The sequence below is a fragment of the Caulobacter sp. GW821-FHT09H08 genome (genome assembly GCF_059415885.1).
Window position 1 is genome coordinate 677,291 of the sequence record NZ_JBWKOC010000003.1, and the last position, 24,793, is coordinate 702,083.

Annotated in this window: 19 protein-coding genes and 1 pseudogene; 8 read left to right on the forward strand and 12 right to left on the reverse strand. The window is 68.3% G+C overall.

Features of this window, described 5'->3' with window-relative positions; all coding sequences use genetic code 11:
* The first annotated feature begins 240 nt into the window (after positions 1-240).
* Positions 241-876, forward strand: a complete 636-nt coding sequence (locus AC07NN_RS12785; RefSeq protein WP_494641238.1) for an outer membrane beta-barrel protein — start codon at positions 241-243, stop codon at positions 874-876.
* An 88-nt stretch (positions 877-964) separates the two neighbouring features.
* Here AC07NN_RS12785 and AC07NN_RS12790 read toward each other — a convergent pair whose 3' ends face one another.
* The 3 genes from AC07NN_RS12790 to AC07NN_RS12800 form a co-directional block, all read right to left on the reverse strand.
* On the reverse strand, positions 965-3,145 hold the full coding sequence (locus AC07NN_RS12790; RefSeq protein WP_494641240.1) for an acylase: 2,181 nt from the start codon (positions 3,143-3,145) through the stop codon (positions 965-967).
* Positions 3,146-3,234: 89 nt separating this feature from the next.
* Positions 3,235-3,648: a VOC family protein gene (locus AC07NN_RS12795; RefSeq protein ID WP_494641242.1), complete on the reverse strand. Its 414-nt coding sequence runs from the start codon at positions 3,646-3,648 to the stop codon at positions 3,235-3,237.
* A gap of 16 nt (positions 3,649-3,664) precedes the next feature.
* The gene (locus AC07NN_RS12800; RefSeq protein ID WP_494641244.1) at positions 3,665-4,186 is read right to left on the reverse strand and encodes a 3D domain-containing protein; all 522 of its coding nucleotides are present in this window, start codon (positions 4,184-4,186) and stop codon (positions 3,665-3,667) included.
* 200 nt (positions 4,187-4,386) lie between these two features.
* Here AC07NN_RS12800 and AC07NN_RS12805 point away from each other — a divergent pair, with 200 nt between their 5' ends.
* The 3 genes from AC07NN_RS12805 to AC07NN_RS12815 are packed head-to-tail and all read left to right on the forward strand — an operon-like array spanning position 4,387 to position 6,492.
* On the forward strand, positions 4,387-4,974 hold the full coding sequence (locus AC07NN_RS12805; protein ID WP_494641246.1) for a glutathione S-transferase family protein: 588 nt from the start codon (positions 4,387-4,389) through the stop codon (positions 4,972-4,974).
* Positions 4,975-4,991: 17 nt separating this feature from the next.
* A complete protein-coding gene (locus AC07NN_RS12810; protein WP_494641248.1) occupies positions 4,992-6,020 on the forward strand; it encodes a phospholipase C/P1 nuclease family protein in 1,029 nt (342 codons plus the stop codon).
* 22 nt (positions 6,021-6,042) lie between these two features.
* A complete protein-coding gene (locus AC07NN_RS12815; RefSeq protein ID WP_494641250.1) occupies positions 6,043-6,492 on the forward strand; it encodes an NUDIX domain-containing protein in 450 nt (149 codons plus the stop codon).
* Here the strand turns inward: AC07NN_RS12815 and AC07NN_RS12820 are convergent.
* The 4 genes from AC07NN_RS12820 to AC07NN_RS12835 form a co-directional block, all read right to left on the reverse strand.
* Positions 6,489-6,833, reverse strand: coding sequence for a UrcA family protein (locus tag AC07NN_RS12820; RefSeq protein WP_494641252.1), 345 nt, complete (start codon positions 6,831-6,833; stop codon positions 6,489-6,491). The genes AC07NN_RS12815 and AC07NN_RS12820 overlap by 4 nt on opposite strands.
* Before the next feature lie 163 nt (positions 6,834-6,996).
* Positions 6,997-7,227 (reverse strand): hypothetical protein, encoded by a 231-nt coding sequence (locus AC07NN_RS12825; protein ID WP_494641254.1) that lies wholly within the window; start codon positions 7,225-7,227, stop codon positions 6,997-6,999.
* Positions 7,179-8,381, reverse strand: a complete 1,203-nt coding sequence (locus AC07NN_RS12830; protein ID WP_494641256.1) for a PepSY-associated TM helix domain-containing protein — start codon at positions 8,379-8,381, stop codon at positions 7,179-7,181. The genes AC07NN_RS12825 and AC07NN_RS12830 overlap by 49 nt, the downstream gene beginning before the upstream one ends.
* Positions 8,291-10,456 carry a TonB-dependent receptor gene (locus AC07NN_RS12835; RefSeq protein ID WP_494641258.1) on the reverse strand — a complete coding sequence of 722 codons (2,166 nt, stop codon included), beginning with the start codon at positions 10,454-10,456 and terminating at the stop codon, positions 8,291-8,293. Before AC07NN_RS12835 ends, AC07NN_RS12830 begins: the two co-directional genes overlap by 91 nt.
* A 181-nt stretch (positions 10,457-10,637) precedes the next feature.
* On the opposite strand from AC07NN_RS12835, the gene AC07NN_RS12840 reads away from it, so the two are divergent.
* A complete protein-coding gene (locus AC07NN_RS12840; RefSeq protein WP_494641260.1) occupies positions 10,638-11,612 on the forward strand; it encodes a DUF6624 domain-containing protein in 975 nt (324 codons plus the stop codon).
* Position 11,613: 1 nt separating this feature from the next.
* Here AC07NN_RS12840 and pleC read toward each other — a convergent pair whose 3' ends face one another.
* The gene (gene pleC, locus AC07NN_RS12845) at positions 11,614-14,142 is read right to left on the reverse strand and encodes a cell cycle histidine kinase PleC (protein WP_494641936.1); all 2,529 of its coding nucleotides are present in this window, start codon (positions 14,140-14,142) and stop codon (positions 11,614-11,616) included.
* Between the two features lie 223 nt (positions 14,143-14,365).
* The gene (gene pepN, locus AC07NN_RS12850) at positions 14,366-16,957 is read right to left on the reverse strand and encodes an aminopeptidase N (protein WP_494641262.1); all 2,592 of its coding nucleotides are present in this window, start codon (positions 16,955-16,957) and stop codon (positions 14,366-14,368) included.
* 103 nt (positions 16,958-17,060) lie between these two features.
* Here pepN and AC07NN_RS12855 point away from each other — a divergent pair, with 103 nt between their 5' ends.
* Positions 17,061-17,939 carry a CPBP family intramembrane glutamic endopeptidase gene (locus AC07NN_RS12855; protein WP_494641264.1) on the forward strand — a complete coding sequence of 293 codons (879 nt, stop codon included), beginning with the start codon at positions 17,061-17,063 and terminating at the stop codon, positions 17,937-17,939.
* Positions 17,940-18,042: 103 nt separating this feature from the next.
* Here AC07NN_RS12855 and AC07NN_RS12860 read toward each other — a convergent pair whose 3' ends face one another.
* Positions 18,043-18,603, reverse strand: a complete 561-nt coding sequence (locus AC07NN_RS12860) for a hypothetical protein (RefSeq protein WP_494641265.1) — start codon at positions 18,601-18,603, stop codon at positions 18,043-18,045.
* Positions 18,604-18,747: 144 nt separating this feature from the next.
* Here AC07NN_RS12860 and AC07NN_RS12865 point away from each other — a divergent pair, with 144 nt between their 5' ends.
* A complete protein-coding gene (locus AC07NN_RS12865; RefSeq protein WP_494641267.1) occupies positions 18,748-19,863 on the forward strand; it encodes an acyl-CoA dehydrogenase family protein in 1,116 nt (371 codons plus the stop codon).
* A 14-nt stretch (positions 19,864-19,877) separates the two neighbouring features.
* Entirely contained in the window at positions 19,878-21,101 is a 1,224-nt protein-coding gene (locus AC07NN_RS12870) for an acyl-CoA dehydrogenase family protein (protein WP_494641269.1), read from the forward strand.
* 167 nt (positions 21,102-21,268) lie between these two features.
* On the opposite strand, the gene AC07NN_RS12875 is transcribed toward AC07NN_RS12870, so the two are convergent.
* On the reverse strand, positions 21,269-23,095 hold the full coding sequence (locus AC07NN_RS12875) for a vWA domain-containing protein (protein WP_494641271.1): 1,827 nt from the start codon (positions 23,093-23,095) through the stop codon (positions 21,269-21,271).
* A 98-nt stretch (positions 23,096-23,193) separates the two neighbouring features.
* Positions 23,194-24,743, reverse strand: a pseudogene (locus AC07NN_RS12880) (amidase).
* Positions 24,744-24,793 lie beyond the last annotated feature (50 nt).

The following is a 24,793-nucleotide window of genomic DNA, read 5'->3' on the forward strand; positions in this document are numbered from 1 at the left end:
GGTCCTGAGCCAGAGCGCGCGATCCTGGCGCGGCTCTGTCGAGGTTTCGTGGAGGCCCAGCGAAGACCTGGCGAGCTCTAGGGAAGGCCCGGAGATCGGCGTTCTGGCAAATGAAATACTCTTAAGGTGGCGCCCACGCGATCTCCACGAACCGCGCGCAAAGCCTCCATCGCCCACCGCCACCAAGGCTCCACGTCAGGCCGGTCTCCCCGCCAGCCCCGTCAACGAAGGAGTCTCTCTATGCGCAAGATCACCCTCATCGCCGCGGCCATCCTGGGCGCCGCCATCGCCGCCCCCGCCATGGCCCAGGACAAGGACACGCCAAGCGGCTTCTACGGCGGCGCCCAGCTGGGCTACGGCAAGCCCAAGAACAAATTGGACCTCACGCCGAAGACTGGCGCGGCCGTGAGCGGCAGGTCCGACAAGACAGGCTTCGAGTATGACGGCTTTCTGGGCTACGGCGCGGTGGTCGGCGGCGACCTCTATCTGGGCGCGGAAGCCAATCTGGGCGCGGGCGGCGGCAAGGCCTCGAGCCTGCTGGGCGCCAACAAGGTCACGATCGATCCGGGCCTGCGCTACGGCGCCTCGGCCCGCGCCGGCCTCGCCTTCGAAGGCGGCGCCCTGCTGTACGGCAGGGTCGGCCTGGAGCGCCGCAAGGTCGAGGCCTCGATCATCGGCTCGAAGAAGAAGCTGACCCAGAAGGGCCTGGTCTACGGCGTCGGCTACGAGCAGCAGCTGACCGCCAACCTGGCCCTGCGCGGCGAGGTTTCGCGCATCAACTACGACGACAAGGCCGTCACTTTCGCCGGCGGCGAAAAGCTGAAGCTGGACGGCAAGGAGACCCGCGTGAACATCGGCGCCGTCATCCGGTTCTAGAACGGACGACCACCGATACGCGGGCCTCGCCTGGACCGTTCGCCCACCCTTCAGCCCCGTGGCGGGCGGTCCGGGCGAGGAACCCGCTTTACTCTCCTGGACGGTACGTCTTCACGGCGTGCTTCTTCAGGTCTTCCGGATAGAAATACACGTCGCGCAGATTGCCCTGGCTGTAGCGCAGGGCCTGGTCGTTGAAGTGCGGGGAGCTGGGATCGCCGCTCTCGCCGCCGGCCGAGACGGCGCGGGCGCGGACCTTGTCGCCGAACTCCACGACCGCCACGAAGCTGTTGCCCAGGGTGCCGTAATACTTCTTGGTCCCCGGGTACCGCTTGGCGCCGAACGAGGCCAGAGAGCCCCATTGGGCCGAGGTGAAGGCCACCGGGATGCTGGGTTTGCTATCGTCGAAGGTCTGGACGATCGCGCCGTCGTTGCGCTGGAAGCGGTTGATCTCTCCCCACGGCGTCTTCCACGATCCGAAGTCGGCGGTCAGGCGGTCTGACGCCTCGGCGAGCGCCGCCAGCTTCTCGGCCGGGGTCAGCTTGTCGGCCATGTAGTCGTAGGTGTTGAGCCCCTGGGCCTTGGCGGCCGGCGCGGCCTTGGCCCACATCGCCTCGCCCCAGAACACGGCCAGCGAGGTCTCGGTCGAGCGGGCCGACCAGCGCTTGTCCCAGGCGCTGAGCGCGGCGACCTGCTCGGCGACCTTGGCCTTGGCCGGATCACCGTCGGGCGTGGCGGCATAGGCCGCCTCCAGCGTCGGGACCAGGCGCGCGAAGGCGGTCAGGTACGGGTCGTAGGCCTTGTCGATCAGCCCGCCCAGGCTGAGGTTCCTGGCGTCCTTCAGCACGAGATCGGCGTGGATCCCGCGCGGGTTCTCGCCGGCGCTGTCCATGTATTTGGGATAGTCGGCCTGCTTGGGGCTGTAAGGCCCGGCGGCCGTGTAGGGCCAGTTGTTGGTGTTGAAGACCCAGCCATTGGGCGGGTTCAGCACGTGCGGTGCATCCTTCAGGGCGTGCAGGCCCTTCCAGTCGGTCGCGGGGTCCGAGCCGTCGACCGGCTTGGTGTAGTCGAAGCGGTCGTCGCGGACCGGGATGAACTGCGGGTGCAGATAGGCGATCTCGCCCTTGCTGTCGGCGAACAGGGTGTTGTTCGAGGAGTTGGCCTTCAGCTCGGCCACCTGCATGAAGCTGGCGTAGTCGGTCGCCTTGGTGCGCAGGAACGACTGCTGCAGGGCCGCGACCGGCTTGTTCATCAGGGCGATGCTGATCCACTTGCCGTCGGCCTCGCGGACGATCGGGCCGCGGTGGGTCTTGAAGACCGTGAACGTCTTCGAGGCCATCGAGCCGGCGGCGGCGCGATAGGGGACCGCGATCACCTCGCTCTTCAGCGGGCGCAGGTCCTTGCCGTACTTGTAGAAGCGCTGGCCGTCCTTCTCGACGATCGTCTCGGCGAACTCGTCGACCACGTCGACGCCGCTGGAGGTGTGCATCCATCCCGCGTGGGCATTGAAGCCCTGGTAGATGAAGAACTGGCCCCAGGTCGTCGCGCCATAGGCGTTGAGGCCCTGGTCGCTCGAGACCTGCATCTCCGAGCGGAAGAAGAAGCTGGTGTGCGGGTTGATCAGCAGCATCGCGTGGCCGTCGAAGCTGTTCTTCGGGGCGATGGCGAAGCCGTTCGAGCCTTTCGGCTCCTTGAACAGCAGGCCTTTCTCGTCGGCGGTCATGGCCAGTTGGCGCTTGCCGTAGAAGGCCTCCAACTGAGTCAGGGCCACGCGCTCGATGTCGCCGCCGATGCTGCCTTCCGAGAAGCTGAGCGCCATCCAGGGCTCGAAGCGCTTGATGACCTTCGGCTTCACCTCGGGGTGGGTCGCCAGATAGAAGTTCAGCCCGTCGGCCCAACCATTCATCAGGGCCTGCAGCCAGGCCGGGCTCCTGGCGTAGTCGGCCTTCAGCACGGCCGGATCGATGAACAGCTTTTGGCGCAGGTCCGCCCAGATCGCCTTCTCGCCCTCCGCCTCGGCCGTGCGGCCCAGTGAGGTCATGAAGTTGGTCTCGACGCGGTTGAAGTCGTCCTCGGCCTGGGCGTAGGCCATGCCGAACACGGCGTCGGCGTCGGTCTTGCCGTGGATATGGGCGATGCCCCAGTCGTCGCGGGTGATCTGGACCTTGGCCGCGCGGGCCTTGAGGCGGCTCAGGTCATCAGCCGCGTGAGCCGGCGAAGCGGCGAGAACGGCGGCCGCAACCAAGGCCAGGATACTGACGGACAGACGCATACGACCCCTCCCGAGCCTTTTCGGCGCGATGTGGTCATGAGGTGTAAGGCTCGCCGCGCCAAGCGCCAAGACGGCGCGGGGGGCTCAGATCAGGCCGGCGCCTGGAAGCAGAGCTGATAGCCGTCGGGATCGTGCAGCCAGAGCTGCTTCATGCCGTATGGCGCGACCTTAGGCGGATCGAGCTCCAGGCCCGCCGCGCGCAGGGCCTCGTAGGCCGCATCGACGTCCGGGCAGTCAAAATAGAGGCCGGTGTCGCGATGGATCGCCACGCGGGCCGGATCGGGCAGGGGCGGGCGCTCACCTTCGTCATAGGCGGTGTTCAGCATCAGGTCCGCGCCGCCGAGGCGTACCCAGGCCCAGTGGAAATAGCGGCCCTCGGGGGCGTCGATTTCAGGGGAGTGCTGAACGAGTTCGAAGCCCAGGCGGTCGCGATAGAAGGCGATCGCGGTGGGCATGTCGAAGACTTGGATCAGGGGGCAGAGGCTCGAGACGCTGAGGGTCATCGTGGCCTTCCGGAAGCTATTGAGGCGGGCAGCCCTTGAATTCGCCGACCTTGCTGACCGAGAGGTTCGAGAGGTCGACGCCACGCAGGGCCTTCATCGACGCCGCGCCCATGCCGCTGAAGAGGTCCAGCTTGAGGCCCTTGATCGCGCCGCCGATGTCGGAGGCGTACCAGTAACCGTCGTGGGCGCCGCCATCAGGCATCGGCAGGCCGACGGTTTCCTTGATGAAGATCACGGTGCGGCGCGGGATCACCTTGGGGTCCACGGCCACGGTGCGCATGGCGGCGACCCGGCAGCCCAGGGAGTCGAGACCCCGAATGCCCTTGGCGCCGGCGTGGTACATCGTCGCCTTCATCTTCCATTCGACCGAGCCGGGCAGGACGCCGGTCAGGGCCGAGGAGATCAGGTCGCCCAGCGGATCGGAACGCACCGGCGCGGCGGCGACGGAGTCGTCACCGGGAGCGGCAATGGCGAGGGCGGGAATGGCGAAAGCGGAGATGACCGCGGTGGCCAAAATTCCGGCGAGCTTGCGTCGCATCGAGGGGGTCCTCTTATCGGCGTATCTGTCGGGCGAGGGGTGAATTAGTCCGATCACGGCTCTGTGACAACCCTGGGAATCCCCGCCAGACTGGCCAAGCTCGCCCGTCAGGCGAGAAAACGACGTGGAATCAGACGCTTGAAACTGGGCCTTGGCGGACCAAATTTTTACGTTTCGGCAAGCTTTGCAGGAGGAACCGCATGGCGCTGCGCATCTACGGCGACTCGATTTCGGGCAACTGCCTGAAGGTGAAATGGACCGCCGAGCGGCTGCACCTGCCGTTCGAGTGGATCGAGACCGACGTCCTGAAGGCCGAGACCCGGACGGCCGAGTTCCTGGCCATGAACCCGGCCGGCCAGGTGCCGATGGTCGTGCTGGAAGACGGCCGGATCCTTTCGCAGTCCAACGCCATCATGCTGCACCTGGCCGAGGGCTCGGTGCTGATCCCGACCGACGCCTATGAGCGCGCCAAGATGTTCGAGTGGCTGTTCTGGGAGCAGTACAGCCACGAGCCCTATGTGGCGGTGGTCCGCTTCCAGGTCGCCTATCTGGGTAAGGACCGGGACAGCGTGGAGACCCGGCTGATCGAGCGCGGCGACGCGGCCCTGGCCCGCCTGGAAACACAGCTGAAACAAACGGCCTTTCTGGTCGGAGAGCGTCTCACCCTGGCGGATATCGCCCTGGTGGCTTACACCCGCGTGGCGCACGAGGGCGGGTTCGACCTGTCGCTCTATCCGGCCGTGAAGGGCTGGGTGGGGCGCATGGAGACCGCTCTCGGCATTATCTGATCTCTCGGAGCTTTTTCTTGCGCCTCTCGACCAGCCTGAAAGTCCTGACCCTCGCCGCCGTCCTGTCGACGCCGGCCGCCTCGGCCTTCGCCTGGGGCTCTTCGGGCCACCGCACCGTCGGCGTCGTCGGCGCGGGCGCCTTCCCGGCCGACATGCCGGCCTTCCTGCGCACCCCGTCCGCCGTGGCCGCCATCGGCGAGTACGCCCGCGAGCCGGACCGCTGGAAGGGCTCGGGCAAGATCCACGACACCGACCGCGACGCCGCCCACTTCCTGGACGTCGACGACCAGGGGCGCATGTACGGCGGTCCGATGTTCACGGTGGCGACCCTGCCGCCGACCCGCGTCGACTACGAGACGGCCCTGCGCGCCGCCGGCGTCGACAGCTGGAAGGCCGGCTACCTGCCGTACGCAATCATCGACGGCTACCAGCAGCTGGTGAAGGACTTCACCTACTGGCGCATCCTGACCGCCGTCGCGAAGACCGAGAAGGACGCCACCAAGCTGGCCTACTACAAGGCCGACCTGAAGCGCCGCGAGGACCTGCTGCTGCGCGACCTGGGCGTCTGGGCCCACTATGTCGGCGATGGCAGCCAGCCGCTGCACCTGTCGGTGCACTACAACGGCTGGGGCGATTATCCGAACCCCAACGGCTACACCAACTCGCGCCAGACCCACTTCCAGTTCGAAGGTCCGCTGGCCAAGGCGCTGGGCGACGAGAAGGCGATCAAGGCGCTGGTGCCCGAGTACAAGGCCTGTGAGTGCTCGATCGAGACTCGCGTCGTCGGCTACCTGACCGAGACCTGGAAGCAGACCGAGCCGCTGTATCAGCTGGAGAAGGCCGGCGGCATGGTCGAGAGCGATCCGCGCGCCAAGACCTTCGTCCAGGCTCGCATCGCGGCCGGCGCCACGGCCCTGCGCGACCTGGTGACCGACGCCTGGCGCGAAAGCGCCAATGGCAAGATCGGCTATCGTCCGGAGATCAGCGTGGCCGACGTCGAGGCCGGCAAGGCCGACCCGTGGTTCGACCTCTACGGCAAGGACTGACTTGGGAAGGCCTGATTGGGGAATGCTGGCTTTCGGCGCGCCCGTCGCGGGGTTGACCTACAAGGACCGCCCCGCGGCCTTTGGCGTCGCCGAGAACAGTGCGGGCCAGATCGCCCTGGCCCAGGTCACCAAACCCGGCAAGGCGCCGTACTTCGACCTGCCTGGCGGGGCGGTGGACGGTGACGAGACCGAGGAAGAGGCCGTGGCCCGGGAGTTCGGCGAGGAGACCGGTCTGGTAGTCCAGGCCGGCGCCCTTATCGAGAGGGTTTCGCAGCTCTTCCTGAAGTCCGACGGGCAGCCCGTGCGGAACTTCGGCGGGATCTACGTTGTCAGGGTGACGGGCGAAAAGCCCGGCCTGAAGGTCGAGGACGATCACAAACTGGTCTGGCTGGACCCGCGTGACGCGGTGGTCGCGCTCCGCCACGACGCCCATGCCTGGGCCGTCGCGGCGTGGATGCGGCGCGGACTTTAGCGCGACGCGAAGGCGGTCGGCTGGGCGCGCTGGCCGGTGAACAGGGCCGAGCGCTGGGCCGGGCTCATTTCCTCGCGCAGGTCGGCGGCGATATCCATCAGGCAGGCGCGGTAGGAGAGGCCACGCACCTTGCGGGCGCTGCAGGCTTGCTCGGCGGCGTGGTCGGCGCGGCGTTGGAACTCACGGGCGCCTTCCGGCTGGGCCAGGTTCAGGTCGCCGATGGCGACGCGGGCGACGGGCATGGCGCGCGAGGCGGCGTGGGCGGCGCTCAGGCCGATGATCGGCGTGGCGGCCAGGGCCAGGGCGGCGGCGACGGCGATGCGGTTGACGATCTTGCTCATGGTTTAGTCCCTCTCTCGTTGGTGTGGTCGGCGGCGCCGATCTCTTGAGTGAGGGTGTAGACCCGAAGACTTGCGATTACCCGTTACGACTGCTTCATGACCTCGATTTAAGTCTATGAAGTACAAGTAATATTTCCAAAAATTCAGAATAGGCGGCGGTGGCCTATCGCCTGCGTGCGATGAGCGCCCAGACGGTCGCCGCGACGGACACGGCGAGCGTGACCGCGCCGATCGCGTCCCAGACGCCGTCGCCCAGCAGAGCGGCGACCAGGCCGAACAGGCTGAACGCGGCGATGGCGATCGGGCCGCGGAAGATCTGCCAGAGCGTGAAGTGGTGGCCGCTCTTCATTGTCCTGACGCTTGCTTGGGGACAGGCTTCCGCTTGGCCAGCCACAGATAGAGGCCCGAGCCCAGGATCACGATCGTGGCGAGGTCCAGCAGCGCCCACAGGATCTTGAGCGTCAGGCCGCCATAGTCGCCGAAGTGCAGGGGCTGCGACAGGGACAGGGCCTTCACGTACCAGGGCGTCGGCGCGACGGCCGCCAGCCGCCCTGTACGGGCGTCGATCAGGGCCGGGGTCGTAAGGTGCGCGGTCAGTGGCGTGTCGCCGTGGAAGAACACCGCATAGTGGTGGTCGGTCGAATAGCTCGAGCCGGGAAAGGCCACGAACTGCAGCTGCATGCCGGGCAGGGCGACCTTGGCCCGGTCGACGGCGGCCTGCAGCGAGCTGCGCTGACCGGCGGGGACGGGCTTGTCATAGGCGCGGGTCAGCTCCTTCAGCGCCGTGTTCTTCCAGTAGTCGAGGATCGGGGTGGCCAGGGTGTTGACGACGCCGGTGGTCCCGACGACCAGCACCCAGGCCAGGGTCACCGCGCCCAGGAGGTTGTGGTAGTCCAGCCAGCGTGTGCGCGCCTGCTTGCTGGCTCGCACCGTGCCAAACGGCAGGCGGCGCATGAAGGGGGCGTAGAGGACGACGCCCGAGATCAGGGCCAGGATCAGCAGAAGGCCCATCGCGCCGAGGAAGAGCATCCCGGGCAGACCCAGGAACATGTCGGTATGCAGTTGGAGCAGGAACTCCATGACCGGGTGGCCGGCCACCAATGGTGCGGCGTCGCCACTGGTCTGGTCGATCGGCTGGAAGCTGTACGCGCCCGCCTTGTCGCCCGGCTGGACGCTGGTGACGTTCACCACGGGTCGATCCTCGTCGAAGCTCATGAAGGCCGGAACCTCGCCCGGCTTGCGGGCGAGGGCCGTCTCCAGCACCTGGTCGAGGTTCAGCTTCGGGCTGTTCGGATGCGCGGGCCGCCAGGCCTCCTGCATGAGCACGTGCTCGATCTCGTGCGTGAACACGAGCGGCAGGCCCGTGATGCACAGCATCAGCAGGAAGGCGGTCGAGACCAGGCTCGACCACTTGTGGATCCACGACCAGGCGCGGAGCGTTCGGGCCCGCATAGGTCCTAGAAGTCCGTGCTGACCGACAGGCGCAGGGTGCGCGGCGCGCCCAGCGTCAGGTAGTTGGCGCCCGGATAGCCGCCGACCGCGACCCACTGGTCCTTGCCCGCCAGGTTCTCGACCCGGGCCCGGACCGTCATGGTCTTGCCGCCGGCCTCGAAGGCGTAGCGGACGCCCGCGTCGAAACGGGTGAAGGAGGGCAGGGTGACCGTGTTCGCCGCGTTGGCCGGTTGCGAACCGGTGTGCGCCATGCGGCCCTCGACCGTCAGGCCCGGCGCGGCCGCCACGTCCCACTCGACGTTCACATTGGCCTGGAACTCCGGCACGCCGATCGCCGACTTGCCAGCGAGACCGGCGGTCAGGGCGCGGTTGACCTTGGCGTCCAGCCAGGTGGCGCCGCCGAGCAAGCGCAGGCCGTCGGCCGGTTGGCCGAAGACGGTCAGCTCGACGCCCTTGTTCTCCTGCTCGCCGCCGTCGGTGTAGCGGCGGCTGGCGGTCTCGAAGAACTCGCTGGGCTGGGCCGTGCGGAACACGCTGATCGCACCGCCGAAACCGCCGCCGTCATACTTGGCGCCGACCTCGGTCTGCTTGCTGCGGAACGGCGACAGGATCTCCCCGGAATTGGCCACGACCAAGCCGTTGACCTGGGCCGGAGCGGTCTTACCCGGGAGCAGGGCCTCGGCGTAGTTGGCGTACAGCGAGACCTTGTCGCTGGGCTTGTAGACCACGGCGAAGGCCGGCGTGGTGGCGTCACCGTCATAGGCGCCGTTGCGGGCGCCGGTGTTGTAGTCGTACGAGCGTGTCTTGACGTCCTGGTAGCGCAGGCCGGCGGTCACCAGCAGCGTATTGTCCAGGAACGACAGGGTGTCGGCGAGGGCGACGCTGCGGTTCTCGGCGCGTTCGGTGACGTTCGGGTCCGACTTCGAGCCGCCGACGAAGAAGTTCGGGGTCGGGGCGGCCACGGCGACCGGGTTGTAGAGATTGCTGGCGAAGCCGGCGAAGTTCGAGAAGGCGTAGGCGTTCTTCGACTTCAGGTTCACCGAGGCGACCGAGGCGACCAGGGCGTGACCCACCGAGCCGGTCTCGAACTTGGCGCGCAGGCCCGCGTCGGCCGAGACGATGGCGTCCTTGCGGACATTGTCGAAGCGATAGGCGCTGATCGCGCCGCTGGCCTGGGCCGTCGGATTGGCCAGGACGTTGTCTTCCTTGCCCTTGCGACCGCCGATGGCGGCCCAGGCGCTGACCGTGTCGGTCAGGTCGAACTCGCCGCGCGCCGCGCCGAAGAGCTGGCGCTCGTCGGTGTAGGTCCAGGGCTGGGCGAAATTCTTGCCGGCGTCGGGGGCCTTGGGGATCGCGCCGGCCGGGGTGACGGTCGGGCGCGGGGCGTCGATGTGGTGGTCCTGGAAGCCGAGGTCGGCCGAGAAGCGGGCGCGGTCGCCGCGACGATCCAGGCCCAGGCCCACGACCTTCAGGTTGCGCTTCTCGTCGTCGACCGCCGTCTCGCCGTCGCGCAGGGAGAGGTTCAGGCGCGCGCCGTAGGCGTTGTTCTCGCCGAAGCGACGCGACACGTCGGCCGAGCCGTAGGCCTGCGAGCCGCCGTCCCAGCCGGCCGTGAAGCGGGTGAGGGGGGCGCTCCCGGCGCGCTTGGGCATCAGGTTGAAGGCGCCGCCGACGCCGCTGCCGCCGGGCGCCGCGCCGTTCAGGAAGGCGTTGGCGCCGCGGAACACGTCGACCCGCTCGACCAGCTCGGCGGCCACGAACTGGCGAGGCAGCACGCCGTAGAGGCCGTTATAGGTCATGTCGTCCGAGTACACCGGGAAGCCCCGGACGATGTACAGCTCCTGGAAGTTGCCGAAGCCCTTGGAGACGCGGACGGTCGGGTCGTTCTGCAGCACGTCGGCGATGCTGCGGGCCTGCTGGTTGCGGACCAGCGCCTCGGTGTAGCTGGTGATGGCGAACGGGGTGTCCATGGTGTCCAGCGCGCCCAGCAGGCCGACGCGGGCGCCGGCCGCCACCTGGCCGCCGGAATAGACGGGCGGCAGGCGCACCTGCGAGCCGGTGATCACGACCTCGTCGACCTTGGTCTCGTCCGCCTGCTGAGCGAAGGCCGGGGCGGCCAGGAGCGCGCCGAGCGTGGCGGAGGACAGCAGAAGGGCGAGGCGACGCGACATGACGGGATCCTGATATTGCGAGTGCGTCGCAGTATCTGTCATCGGCCACGTTTACAATAGCGCCATCCCTCATCGCGGGGATTTGGGTGATATTTCAAGCACGTAAGGGACGTGGTTGTGCGGGAGGCGATCGCCAGCCTAGGGTTGCCGCGAACTCGCCTCGGGGAAAGCCAGCGCAACCATGATCCTGATCGCCCTGGCGGCCGCACTGCTGGCCTCGCACCCCATCAAGCTGGAGCGCGGCCCGATCCCGGTCGAGCAGGCCTTCGCGCTCAAGCGGACGATGGGCGATGCCGCCTTCGCGACCGAGGTCGAGGCGACCGTCGGCCGGCTCCAGAACGGACGCTACCAGAAGACCTGGATCGTCGGCCCGTGCGCCAGCCCGGCGCAGATCGCCGCCTCGGCGCAGATGGAGCTGGTCCGCCGGACCCCCGACCCGCAGGCCTATGCCCGGACGAAGGCGCTGGCGGATGCGGCGCTGGAAGAGCGCGAGAAGCTGCGGACGCTCTACCTGGGCGGCGGGCAGGTCGCAGCGCCCTACGGCCTGGTCGGCAGGATGGTCGCGAAGGCCAAGGCCGACCCCGATCCGCGCCTGACGCAGCTCTATCGGCGCATGGCCGAGGACCAGTTCTCCGGCATGGACAGCATCGTCCTGCGCGGCTTCTTCGGTCCGGGCGTGCATACCAGTTGGGAGAAGGGCCTGGACGACGCCGCCCTGGCCTATGTGGACGCGACGATCGCGGGGGAGCGGTGTCCGCAGAACGTCGCCAACGCCGCCTGGCTGAAGGGCGAACTTCGCGACCACGGCTGGTTCAAGCTTTCGACTTACGGCGCCGACGCCGACGGAGCGGCCTGGCTGCTCGTCCAGCACGCCCGCCAGGACATGGCGTTCCAGGAAGAGGTCCTGGCTATACTCGAGCCGTTGTGGCTGTCGGGCGAAACCCAGGGCCGCAACTACGCCATGCTCTACGACCAGGTGGCGCACTACTCCGGTCGGCCGGGTCGCTTCGGCGTCATGGGCGAATGCACGGCGCCGGGCGTCTGGACGCCGGCGCCGCTGGAGGACAAGGACGCCGTGGATCAATGGCGGACAAAGGCCGGCCTGCCGCCGTTCGCGCAACACGTCGCGACCCAGAGCCGGGGTTGCGTGAACTGATCTACGCGGCCGCGAAGTCGCGGGTGGCCTTGTGGTCGCTCTGGCGCACGGGGAGGGTGAAGCTGACCGTGGTGCCTTCGCCGGGGATGGAGTGCATCTCCAGCAGGCCGTCGTGCATGGTGATCAGCGATTTGGTCAGGGCCAGGCCCAGGCCGGTGCCCTGGGTGGTCTTGGAGAACTGGCTCTCGACCTGCTCGAACGGCTTGGCCAGGCGCGCCAGGTCTTCCTTGGCGATGCCGATGCCGGTGTCGATGACCGAAACCTTGACCACGTCGCCATACGGATCGCGACGGACCTCGGCGCCGATGGTGACCGTGCCGGCGCGCGGCGTGAACTTGATGGCGTTCGACAGCAGGTTCAGCAGCACCTGCTTGACCGCGCGATAGTCGGCCTCGACCTCGGGCAGGGGCGGGAAGTCGGTGTGCAGGGTCAGGCCGGCGGCCTCGGCGCGGTTGCGGATCAGGCGGACGGCGTCGTCGACCACGTCCTCCAGATGCATCGGCTCGAACTTGAGGTTCATCTTGCCGGCCTCGATCTTCGACATGTCGAGGATGTCGTTGATCAGCGCCAGCAGGTGCTGGCCCGACGAATGGATGTCGTGGCTGTAGCCCTTGTAGCGCTGGTCGCCGAGCGGGCCGAACATCTCGTTCATCATGATCTCGGAGAAGCCGTTGATGGCGTTCAGCGGCGTCCGCAGCTCGTGGGACATGTTGGCCAGGAACTCGCTCTTGGCCTTGTTGGCGCTCTCGGCCTTGAGCTTCTCGCTCTCGTACTTGCGGGCCAGCTCGGCCAGCTGCTCCTGGCTGCGCTCCAGGCCGGTGACGGCGTTCTGGAGCTGCTCCTCATTGAGGCGGCGGGCTTCTTCCTGGGTCTTGATCGCGGTGATGTCGGCGGCGGTCATGACCAGGCCGCCTTCGGCCGTGCGGCGCTCGCTGATCTGGATCCAGCGTCCGTCCATCAGCTCGGCCTCGCGCACGCCTTTCGCGCCGTCCGGCGCGGGGTGGTCGTGCTTGATGGCCAGGGCGGCGAAGCGGTTGACCTCGGCGCGGGCGGCGCCGGGCTTGAGGATCTTCGGCTCCAGCGAGAAGACGCTGCGGTAATTGCGGTTGCACATCAGCAGGCGACCCTGGCGGTCCCACAGCACGAAGGCTTCCGAGACGCTCTCGATGGCGTCGCGCAGGCGGTTTTCGGCGGCCTGGGCGCGGGCCTGGGCCAGGCGCTCCTCGGTGACGTCCAGCGCCACGCCGATGATGCGGTTGTAGCCCTCGGCGCCGGGCTTGCCGAAGCCCTGGCCGCGGGCGTCGATCCACAGCGAACGGCCACCCTGTTCGGTGGCCGGCACGCGGAACGAGACGTCGAAGGCGCCGTACATGGCCGCGTTGGCCAGCGCCTGTCGGACCCGTTCGCGGTGGTCAATCGAGATGCGCTCGATCAGGTCCTGGCCCGAGACCACGCCGCCGCCGCCCCAGCCGAACATCGCGCCGGTCACGTCGGACAGGAAGACCTCGTCGGCGTTCAGGTCCCATTCCCAGATGCCGCAACGGGCGGCTTCGACGGCGAGGCGGAAACGCTGCTCGCTGTCGATGAATTCACGGTGGGCGACCTCGGCCTTGCGGCTCTGGATCATCAGCAGCAGGGCCAGCGCGATACCGACGCCCAGCGGCGCCAGCAGGTTGACCGCGCCCTCCATCACCTGGCGGTCCAGGTTGGCGACGGTGCGGGTGGGCGAGACGGCCACGACCTGCAGCCCGCCTTCGGCCACGGGGCGCACGGCGACGTCCAGGGGCGCGCCGTCGACGCCCTGGCCGCGCAGGGCCACGGGGCCGCCGGCGACATCCTCGGGCGAGATGGCGAAGGCTTCGCGGAACGAGGTCGCGCCCTGCACGCCCTTGCCTCGGGCGGCGATCAGCTTGCCGCTCGACAGAGCCAGCGCGCCGCTGTCGCCCTTCTCGGGTTCTTCGATCAGGCGCGAGGCGTCGCCGCTCGCGATCACGAAGGCGCGGGCATGGTCGAGCGTGGTGGTAGTGGCGACATAAAGCCGGCCGGTCTCGCCGACCGAGCCGACCCAGGTGGTGCGGCCCGAGGCCGAGGCGGCTTGGGCGGCCGCCTTCCAGTCGGCGCCCTCATCGCGGCCCGAGACGGCGACGACGCCGCTCTGGCTGACCACGGCCACGGCCGCGGCTTCGCCGCCGGCGGCGCGCAGCGCGGTCTCGGCCGCGTCCATGGTCGCGCCCGGATCACGCTTGAGAAGGTCGGAAGCCGCCGAGAGGCCGGCGCGCTGGGCGGCCAGGTTGATTTCGACGCGGCCCGCGATCAGTCCGGCCTTGGCTGACAGCGGCGCGCCGCCGGGCTGGGCCGAGGCTTCGGCCTGCAGGCGCTTGAGACCGAAGGCGGTGTAGACGGCCAGCAGCAGCAGCGCGGCCAGGATCGCAATGCGCACGAACGTCTGGGACGGCGCGCGGACGGACTTGGCCCGCATCGCGGCGGGCGCGGTCGGTCCGGCAGGCGCCGGCCCCCCGTGTCTCGCGATGCCTTTGCTCAAGCCGCCCGACTCCCAGATTCCCGAAGCGCGCGGACGCGCTCCATCCCAAGATTTCCAGGCCCGCGTTCGACGGGCCTTCGGGCGAGTCACTTCGCCAACATGGTGAATCTACCGTACGCAGAACGGCGGCGTCACCGCCCGAAAGGCGGATTCCACAGGTGTGAGCTCATTGGTCGCAATGCGACAGGGTGCGACTCGTGGAAAACTCTCGTCAGCCCAAGGCCTTAGTCGCCAGCTCCAGCACGTTCTTGGATAGGTCGGGGTGCGCTGCGATACGCTCCAGCTGCTGGCGCATCAGTTGCCCCAGTTCCGGCTTGTAGCGCCGCCAGCCGCCCAGGGGCTCGACCAGGCGCGCGGCCGTCATCGGGTTGAAGCTGTCCACGGCCAGGATCTGGTCAGCCAGGAAGCGATAGCCCGCGCCGCTGGGATCGTGGAACCGCGCCGGATTGAAGTTGGCGAAGGTCGACACCAGGGCCCGCAGGCGGTTGGGGTTGGTGGGCTCGAAGTCCGGGTGCCGGGTCAGGCCGATCACCCGCTGCAGCGCGTCCGGGTTCGGGTCGCGGCCCTGGATCAGGAACCACTTGTCCAGCACCAGCGGCTCCTTGCTCCAGCTCTCGTGGAAGCCGCCCAGGGCCTTGTCGCGCGCCATGCCGCCGATGGAGACCAGCGGATAGAGGCCGCCCAGCATGTCGGTCATGTTCGTGGCCGAGTGGAAGTGGCTCAGCAGGTGGGTCAGGTTGTCCGAATGCGGGTCGGCCGACAGCATTTCGGCGCAGGCGTTGCGCAGCGCGCGGCGGCCGGCGGCCTTGGCGTCGGCCGAGTAGTCTCCGGCGCTCTGCATCTCGCCGTGCAGGCGGCGTAGCAGCTCGCCCAGATGGACGGCGATCCGCGTGCGGATGTGGTCGCGGGCCGCGTGCAGGGCGGCGGGATCGGCGGGCTCCATGGCGAAGGCCAGGTCCGGCTCGGTCGGCAGGACCAGCAGCAGGGCCTTGAAGGCGGGCTCGGAGCCGTCGTCGACCAGGGCGCGGCCCAGGGCCTCGGCATAGCGCTCCTCGCCCACCTCGTCCGGCGTCCCGGCGGCGCGGGCCAGGATCAGGTCGCGGGCCAGGGTCTGGCCGGCTTCCCAGCGGTTGAAGAGGTCCGGATCCGAGCCGAACAGCACGTAGCGGTCGGACGGCCGCGCGTCGGTCTTCAGGTTCACCGGCGCGGAGAAGCCGCGCAGGGCCGACAGCACGGGCGCGCTGGCGATGTTCTCCCAGCGCACGGTCTGGCTGGGCTGGTCGAGCAGCACGACCTCGGTGTCGCGCAGAACCTCGCCTTCGGCGGTCAGCAGGCCGATGGCGATCGGGATCGGCAGGGCCTTCTTGGTCGGCTGGCCGGGCGTCGGGGCGGTCGCCTGGGTCAGGGTCAGGGTCAGCGCCTGGGCGGCCTCGTCATAGGCGCTGGCGATGGTCACGGCCGGGGTGCCCGCCTGTTCGTACCAGGCGAAGAAGTTGGTCAGGTCGCGGCCCGACGCTTCGGCGAAACAGGCGATGAAGGCCTCGACCGTCGAGGCCTCGCCGTCGTGGCGGTCGAAATAGAGGTCGCAGCCTTTCCGGAAGACGTCCTCGCCGAGGATGGTCTTCAGCATCCGGATGATCTCCGCGCCCTTCTCGTAGATGGTCGCGGTGTAGAAGTTGTCGATCTTCAGATAGCTGGACGGACGCACGGGGTGGGCCAGGGGGCCGGCGTCCTCGGCGAACTGCCGGGCGCGGAGCGCGCGCACTTCCTTGATCCGCTGCACGGCCTCGCCGCGCATGTCGGCGCTGAAGCTCTGGTCGCGGAAGACCGTGAAGCCTTCCTTCAGGCACAGCTGGAACCAGTCGCGGCAGGTGATGCGGTTGCCGGTCCAGTTGTGGAAGTACTCGTGGGCTACCACGGCCTCGATCCGCTCGTAGTCGAGGTCGGAGGCGGTAGTCGGGTCGGCCAGCAGCAGGGAGCTGTTGAAGATGTTCAGCCCCTTGTTCTCCATGGCCCCGAAGTTGAAGTCGCGCACGGCGACGATCATGAAGAGGTCGAGGTCGTACTCGCGACCGAACGCCTCCTCGTCCCACTTCATCGAGCGCTTGAGGCTGTCGAGGGCATAGGCGGCGCGGGCGGCCTGGCCCGGATCGACGAAGACCTTCAGGTCGACGACGCGGCCGCTCATGGTCGTGAACGTGTCCGTCAGGACGTCGAGATCGCCGGCCACCAGGGCGAACAGGTAGCTGGGCTTGGGGAACGGATCGACCCACTCGGCGAAGAAGCGGCCGTTCTCCAGCGCGCCGTGCTCGACCAGGTTACCATTGCTCAGAAGGTGCGGAAGCTTGGCGTCGGCCTCGATCCGCACGCTGTAGCGCGAGAGCACGTCCGGCCGGTCGGGGAAGTAGGTGATGGTGCGAAAGCCCTCGGCCTCGCACTGGGTGCAGTAGCGGCCGCCAGACACGTAGAGGCCCATCAGCGCCTTGTTCGCCAGGGGATCGATCTCGACCTCGGTGGTCAGCACGAACTGGTCGGGGACCTCGTGGATCGTCAGGTGCTCGGGATCGACCGCGTACTGGCTGGCGCTCAGGGGCTGGCCGTCCACCGCGATCGACAGCAGCTTCAGCCGCTCGCCGTTCAGCACCAGGGGCTCGCCCTGGTCGCCGGTCCGGCGCACCGAGAGCTCGGCCTTCACACGCGTCGCGGACGGGTGGAGATCGAAGGCCAGTCGGGTCGTCTCGATGGCGAAGGGGAACGGACGGTAATCCGTCAGGCGGACGGGCTGGGGGGTGTCGGTGCGCATGCGTCCTACTTAATCCCGCGGGGCGCCCTTCGCGAGGGGACCTTGACGGCCTGGCCCGAATTATTGGCTGCTGCCCCGTCTGTCGGACGAAATGGGGACGCGGGTGATCGAGGAAACGAATGGGATCGAGGTCGGGCGCCGATGGCTCCTGCATCCGGGACCCCTGCGCTGGCTGCGCGCCACGGGCTGGATGGTGGTCCTCTTCGTGGCCTTCGCCTTCCTCTACAGCCTGATCCAGGGGATCGGCGGTCCGACCCTGGTCGATGCCCTGAAGGTGTTCGCGGCCTGTTTGGCGGGTTTCGCGGCCTATGCGGCGGTGGTCCGCTTCACCGAAGGACGCTGGCCAGAGGAGCTGGACCCGATCGCCGCGCCGTTCGATCTGCTGGTCGGCGTGGTGGTGGGGGCCGGGATGATGGCCGCCGTCATCGGCGGGCTCTACCTGCTGGACGTCTACCAGTTCACGCGATCCCCGACCGGATCGCCGTGGCCGATGGCGACCATCGCCATCGAGTCGGGCTTCATGGAAGAGCTGATCATGCGGGCGATCATGATGCGGCTGCTGATGCGGGCCTTCGGGGTCTGGCCAGCGCTGATCGTGCAGTCGGCGATGTTCGGCGCACTGCACCTGGCCAATCCCAACGCCAGCATGACCGCCGCGGCCGCCATCGCGGTGGAGGCCGGCTTCATGCTGGCCGCCTTCTACCTGCTGACCGGGCGCATCTGGGTGTCGGTGGGCTTGCACGCGGCCTGGAACTTCACCCAGGGCTGGCTGTGGGGCGCTTCGGTCTCGGGCACGGCCCGTGTGCCCAGCGTGTTCATCGCCACGCCCAAGCCTGGCGCGCCCGAGTTGCTGAGCGGCGGCGCGTTCGGCCCCGAGGCCTCGTTGCCGGCCATGGTGGTCGGAACCGGCGTGGCGGTGGTCGTGCTGTGGTGGGCCTGGAAGAAAGGCAACTTCAAGCCCCGGCCGGACGTCGCGACCTAGGACGCTGAGGGCCGTCCTCGCCCTTCGACGAGCTCAGGGTGAGGACTATTCATGGCGTCGAACTAGAACCTGAGCCTGTCGAAGGGCGAGGTTTCGCTGCCGCCTACTCTTCCTGCTGCTGCGACGGACCCGCCGCCGGCGCTTCCTGCAGGAAGCGCTCGACCGCCACGATCTTCTGGGCCAGGGCCGAGAGGGCGGGCGGGGCGTCCTCGGGATTGTCGGCCACCAAGGTCAGGACCTCGCGGGCGATCGCGTGCAGGCGCGGGGCGCTGGCGATCAGGCGGGCCTGGTGTTCCATCTTGTGCGGATCGCGGTCGTACTCCGCGCCCGGCGTGCGCCAGCCGCCCCAATCCTGGGCGTCGGTGACGACGACGGGATAGGTGCCCGGATAGGGATGGTGGGCGCAGTCGCCCTCCTGCTGCCACTTGTTGCGGGCCCTCAGGATCCGCCAGTTGGCGGAAAGGCCGCTGTCCTGCGGGTCGAGTTTGTCCTCGGGCTTCAGCTCATGGGCCTGGAACTCGCGGCCCAGGCCGACGTCGTAGGTGACGCGCACGGGCTCGTCGAAGCCCTTGGCCCAGATGGGCACGATCTTGTCGACCGTGGCCCAGCAGCCGACGCTCTCGACCCACACCTTCTGGTTCTTCTGGAAGACGGTCTTGGCCATGGCGTGGAGTAATGTCCGAAATCGCGCGTTGGGCGAGCATAAGAACCTGAAATTCTTGACGCCGGGTCAATCTTTCCCTTCGCGTGAACGTCGTTCAGTGTGGGTTTCGAGACGCACCGGAGAGATGCGTCCAGGGAGGCTCCAGTGGATTTCGACTATTCGGACGACCAGAAGTTCCTGAAGGAAGAGGCGCGCAAGTTCCTTTCCGCCCATAGCGACGCCGCCGTCGTACGGGGCGTGCTGGACAACGCCGACCGCTCGTTCGACGAGAAGCTGTGGAAGGGCGTGGGCGAGCAGGGCTGGCTGGGCGCCTGCATCCCCGAGGAACACGGGGGCCTGGGCCTTGGCCGGGTCGAGCTGTGCGCCATCGCCGAGGAACTGGGCCGGGCCGTCGCGCCGATCCCGTTCGCCTCCACCGTCTATTTCCTGGCCGAAGGGATCATGGCCCACGGCTCGGACGCCCAGAAAGCCTCGATTCTGCCGCGCATCGCCGCTGGCGAACTGATCGGCGCCCTGGCGACCTCGGAAGGTCCGGGCGTGATCGGTCCGGCGACCCTGACCAGTCGGGTCGAGGGCGGCAAGCTGTCCGGGACCAAGATCCCCGTGACCGACGGCGATGTCGCTGACGTGGCGCTGGTGCTGGCCAGCGAGGGCGGTCGTCCAGGCCTCTATCTGGTCGATCTGAAGGGCGCGGGCGTCTCGCGCGAGACGCTGAAGAGCCTCGACCCCACGCGTGGCGTCGCCAAGATCGTCTTCGACGGCGCGGCCGCCGAGCGGGTGGGGGAGGCCGGCCAAGGCTTCGAGATCGTCCAGGCGATCATGGACCGCGCGGCCGTGCTGCTGGCCTTCGAACAGCTGGGCGGCGCCGACCGCTGCCTGGAGATGGCCAAGGAATACGCCCTGGGCCGCTACGCCTTCGGCCGCGTCATCGCCGGCTACCAGGCGATCAAGCACAAGCTGGCCGACATGTACGTCAAGAACGAGGTCGCCCGCTCCAACGCCTATTACGGCGCGTGGGCGCTGAACGTCGATGCGCCGGAGCTGCCGATCGCGGCCTCGGCGGCGCGGATCGCGGCCTCGGAAGCCTTCTGGTTCGCCAGCAAGGAGAGCATCCAGGTCCACGGCGGCATGGGTTTCACCTGGGACGTCGACTGCCACCTCTACTACCGCCGCTCGCGGCAGCTCAGCCTGGTCGCCGGCGCGCCCAAGGTCTGGAAGGAACGGCTGGTCAGCCAGCTCGAACAGAAGAACGCGGCGTAAGGGACGGAACGATCATGGATTTCAACGACTCCCCCGAAGAAGCCGCCTACCGCGAAAAGGCCCGCGCCTGGCTCGCCGAAAACGCCGCCGCGCACCGCGCCAAGTTCGGTGAGCTGAAGCCCAACACACCCGAGCACATGGCCGCCGCCAAGGACTGGCAGGCGACCAAGGCCGGGGCCGGCTATGCCTGCATCACCTGGCCCGCGGCCATCGGCGGGGGCGGCGGCACGCCGATCCAGTCGGTGATCTTCGGCCAGGAAGAGACCAAGGCCGGGCTCGGCTACGGCTATTTCACCATCGGCCTCGGCATGTGCGTGCCCACGGTCATGGCCTTCTCCGACGGCGAGACCAAGAAGCGCTTCGTCTCTCCGGCCGTGAAGGGCGAGGAGATCTGGTGCCAGCTGTTCTCCGAACCGGCCGGCGGCTCGGACGTGGCCGCGCTGCGGACGCGCGCGGTCAAGGACGGCGACGAGTGGGTGATCAACGGCCAGAAGGTCTGGACCACCGGGGCTCACTATTGCGACTTCGGCATCCTGCTGACTCGGACGGACCCCGACGTGCCCAAGCACAAGGGCCTGACCATGTTCTGGATCGACATGCGCGACGCCGCCGTCGAGTGCCGGCCGATCCACCAGATGTCGGGTGGGCGAGAGTTCAACGAGGTCTATTTCACCGACCTGCGGGTCAAGGACAGCCAGCGCTTGGGCGAGGTCGGCGAGGGCTGGAAGGTGGCCCTGGTCACCCTGATGAATGAGCGCCTGGCGGTCGGTGGCTCCAGCGGCCCGAACTACCGCGAGATCATGAAGCTGGCTCGCGAACTGGCCGGGACCACCGGCCCGGCGTTGAAGGACAACGCCTTCCGCGAGAAGCTGGCCGACTGGTACGTCCAGTCCGAGGGCCTGAAGTTCACCCGCTTCCGGACCATGACCGCCCTGTCGCGCGGCCAGACGCCGGGACCAGAGAGCTCGATCGGCAAGATTATCGCCGCCAACCAGATGCAGGAGCTGGCCAACACCGCCGTCGAGATGGAGGACCAGTACGGCATCCTCGTCGATCCCGATCAGGCCCCGGCCGAGGCGGCGTTCCAGCAGAGCCTGATGTGGGCCCCCGGCCTGCGCATCGCCGGCGGGACGGACGAGATCCTCAAGAACATCATCGCCGAGCGCGTTCTGGGCCTGCCCGGCGATGTGCGCGTCGACAAGGACGTGGCGTTCAAGGACATGCCGACGGGGCGGTAGTTTCTAGAGGGACCAAGCCCCAATCCCGTGTCATCCCGGAAGCCTCGCAGAGGCTGTCCGGGACCCAGGGGCGGCCGGCACGGCATTCACGCACCCCCTGGGTCGCGGCTCTACGCTTCGCTTCGGCCGGAATGACAAGGAAATGGGCGGCTTTGATTGAGCGCTAGCTACCGTGCCTTCACGTCCCGCGCCGCCTTGGTCAGCTGCACGAACTCCGCCCGCAGGCCGTCCGGGTCACTACCCCGCGCGCCCTGCGCCAGCGCCGTGACGGCGGGCCAGTCGAAGCCGTCATTCACCCACGGATCGCCGCGCAGCTTCTGGCCGTAGGCGGCGACCGCCACCGCGAAGCGCGTCGACTCAGGCGCGGCGGCCAGGCTGGCGTAGCGGTCGCCGGCGCCGATCGGACGCTCGATCAGCTTCGACGTCGTCCCGCCCGGCGCCTTGTAGCGGATCTTCAGGAAGGCCAGTTCGCCGGTCGTCGCGGCGGGCGCGGGCGCCTTCTCGCCATAGCGGAGCGGGTCCGACGACGGCCGCGCGCCCACGGGCGTGATCTCGTAGAGCGCCGTCACCGACGCGCCCGAGCCGACCTCGCCGGCGTCGACCTTGTCGTTGTTGAAGTCCTCGCGGTTCAACAGGCGCGTCTCGTAGCCGATCAGGCGGTACTCGCTGACCCGGGCGGGATTGAACTCGACCTGGATCTTTACGTCATCGGCGATGGGGAACAGGCTGGCCTGGAAGTCGTCGCGCAGCAGCTTGCGGGCCTCGTTCAGGGTGTCGACATAGGCCGCCACGCCGTTGCCGTTCTGGGCCAGGGCCTGCATCATCGTGTCGTTGTAGTTGCCGCGTCCGAAGCCGTAGACCGACAGATAGACGCCGCTCTTGCGCTGGTCGGCGACAAAGTCCTTCAGCCGGGTCGGGTCCGAGATGCCGACATTGAAGTCGCCGTCGGTGACCAGGATCACCCGGTTGACCGAGCCCTTGGTGAAGTTCTGCTTGGCCAGGCTGTAGGCCAGTTCCAGCCCCGCGCCACCGGCCGTCGATCCGCCGGCCTGCAACGCGCCGAGCGCGCAGCGCATCTTCAGCTTCGAGCGGCCGTCGGTCGGGGCCAGCACCGCGCCGGCCGAGCCGGCATAGGCGACCATCGCGACCCGATCCTGAGGACGCAGCTGGTCGATCAGCACGTTCAGCGCCTTGCGGGCCAGCGGCAGGCGGTCCTGACCCATCATCGAGCCCGAGGTGTCGACCAGGAACACCAGGTTCAGCGGCGGCGCGTCGGCGCGGGGCTGGGCATAGCCCTGCAGGCCGATATGGACGATCTGGCGCTGCTCCGACCACGGCGAGGGGGCGACCGCGACCGTGGCGCGGAACGGCGTCGCGGCGCTGGTGGGGCGGGCATAGCCGTAGTCGAAGTAGTTGATCAGCTCCTCGACCCGCACGGCGTCACGCGGCGGGGCGGCGCCGTCATTGAGGAAGCGGCGGGTGTTGGCGTACGCGGCGGTGTCGACATCGATTGAAAAGGTCGAGACCGGCTCCTCGACCACGCGCTTGACCGGATTGGCCACCGCGTTCGGATAGCGCTCGGTGTCGCGCAACTGGCCTTGAACAGAGGGGAAGGCGCCGATGACCTGGGGCGAGGCGTAGTTGAGCGCCGGCGCCGCTCTCCCGACAACAGGCGGAATCCCCAGTGGCGGAGGCGGCGGAGGCGGCGGAGGAGGAGGAGGAGGAGGGGGCGGCGGTGCGCGCATTTCCTGCGGCAGCAGCTGCCGGCTGGGCGGTGTTATCGGCTGAACCTGTTTGCGGGAGCCGCTGATCACGACCCGCTCGTCGAGCGCATAGTCATCCCTGAAGCCCAAGGCCGCGCAGGCCTCGGGCGTCACCGCGCCGTCGGACACCGCGCGGGGCGGAGCAAGGGCGAAGCTGGGCGAAACGCTGGAGCTGACCAAGGCGAGGGTCAGGACGCCGACCCCCGTCATTCGAAGCGTGCGATGGGCCATGGGAGGTCTCCTTCCAAACGACTTCGGTCAATTACAAATGTAATATGTCTAAAGCGAGGCTTCGGCAATCCTCCAGGCGACCCTAGCCTGAATCAACCTTAGGGCGCGATGGTCGTCTTGAACGTCGGCGGCTTACGGTGGTGGGTGGCCTGCTCGTAGGCGTAGCCCAGGTTCAGCAGCAGCTTCTCGCTCCACGCTGGACCGATGAACGAGAGGCCGACCGGCAGGCCGGTGATGTCGCCCATCGGCACGGTCAGGTGCGGATAGCCGGCGACGGCGGGCAGGGTGGTCGCGGAGCCGCCGTAGTTGTCGCCGTTCAGCGGATCGATGGTCCACGCCGGACCCGTGGTCGGGGCGATGATGGCGACCGCGCCGGTGTCCTTCAGGATCTTGTCGATGCCTTCCGGACCGGCCAGGCGCTTGGAGTCCGCCAGGGCCTTCAGATAGTCGGGGTCCGTCAGGCCCTTGGTCTTCTCGGCCTTCTCGAAGCTCTCCTGGCCGAACCACTCGAACTCTTTGGGCGTGGCTTTGTTGAAGGCGATCAGGTCGGCCAGCGTGCGGCTGGGGACCTTCTTCGGATCGGTGGAGCCGAGATAGGCGGCCATGTCGGCCTTCAGTTCGGTGTAGAGCACCACGCCCTCGGCCTTGCCGATCGGACCTTCGTCGAAGTCCTTCACGTCGACCAGGATGGCGCCCTGAGCCTGGAGTTCCTTCAACGCCGCCTCGAACACCGCGTCGGTCTTGGGCGAGTAGCCGGTGTAGAACCGCGCCACGGCCAGTTTCACGCCCTTCAGAGAGTCCTTGGAGAGGCCGGCCGCGTAGTCGGCCTTGTGGGCGTCGGCGTCCTTGGTGGCGACGTCGGCGGGATCGCTGCCGGCGATGATGGTCAGCACCTTGGCCGCGTCCTCGACCGTCAGGGTCATGGGGCCGGCGGTGTCCTGACTGTGGCTGATCGGCACGATGTGGGTGCGCGAGACCAGGCCCACAGTCGGCTTCAGGCCTACCAGGCCGTTGATCGCCGCCGGGCAGGTGATCGAGCCGTCGGTCTCGGTGCCGATGGCCAGGGGCGCGAGACCCGCCGCCACCGCCGCGCCCGAGCCGCTGGACGAGCCGCAGGCGCTGCGGTCCAGGGCGTAGGGATTGCGCACCGTGCCGCCGACCGCGCTCCAGCCGCTGATCGACTTGTTGGAGCGGATATTGGCCCATTCCGACAGGTTGGCCTTGCCCAGCATGACCAGGCCCGCGTCGCGCAGGCGCTTGGCTACGGGTGCGTCGCGGCCGGTGACATTGTCCTTCAGCGCCAGCGAGCCGGCGGTGGTGGGCAGGGGATCGGCGGACTCGACATTGTCCTTCAGCAGGATCGGCACGCCGTGCAGCGCCGAGCGGACCTTGCCGGCCTTGCGCTCGGCGTCGAGGGCCTTGGCGTCGGCCAGGGCGTTGGGGTTGGTGGCGATGACCGCGTGGAGGACGGGGTTCTTGTCCTTGATGACCGCCAGGGCGGCCTTGGTCGCCTCTTCCGAGGTCTGGGCGCCGGCGCTCCCGGCAAGCAGGGCGATGGCGGCCGCACCGGCCAGGCAGGCGAACTTGGTCATGAGCGTTTCCCCGAACGCGGCCGCGACTCTGGGCGCGACCGGACGGCGGCGAGGATGAGGTCAAAAGTTTCAAGGCGACAAGCGCCGAGGGGCCGTCCTGGCCCTT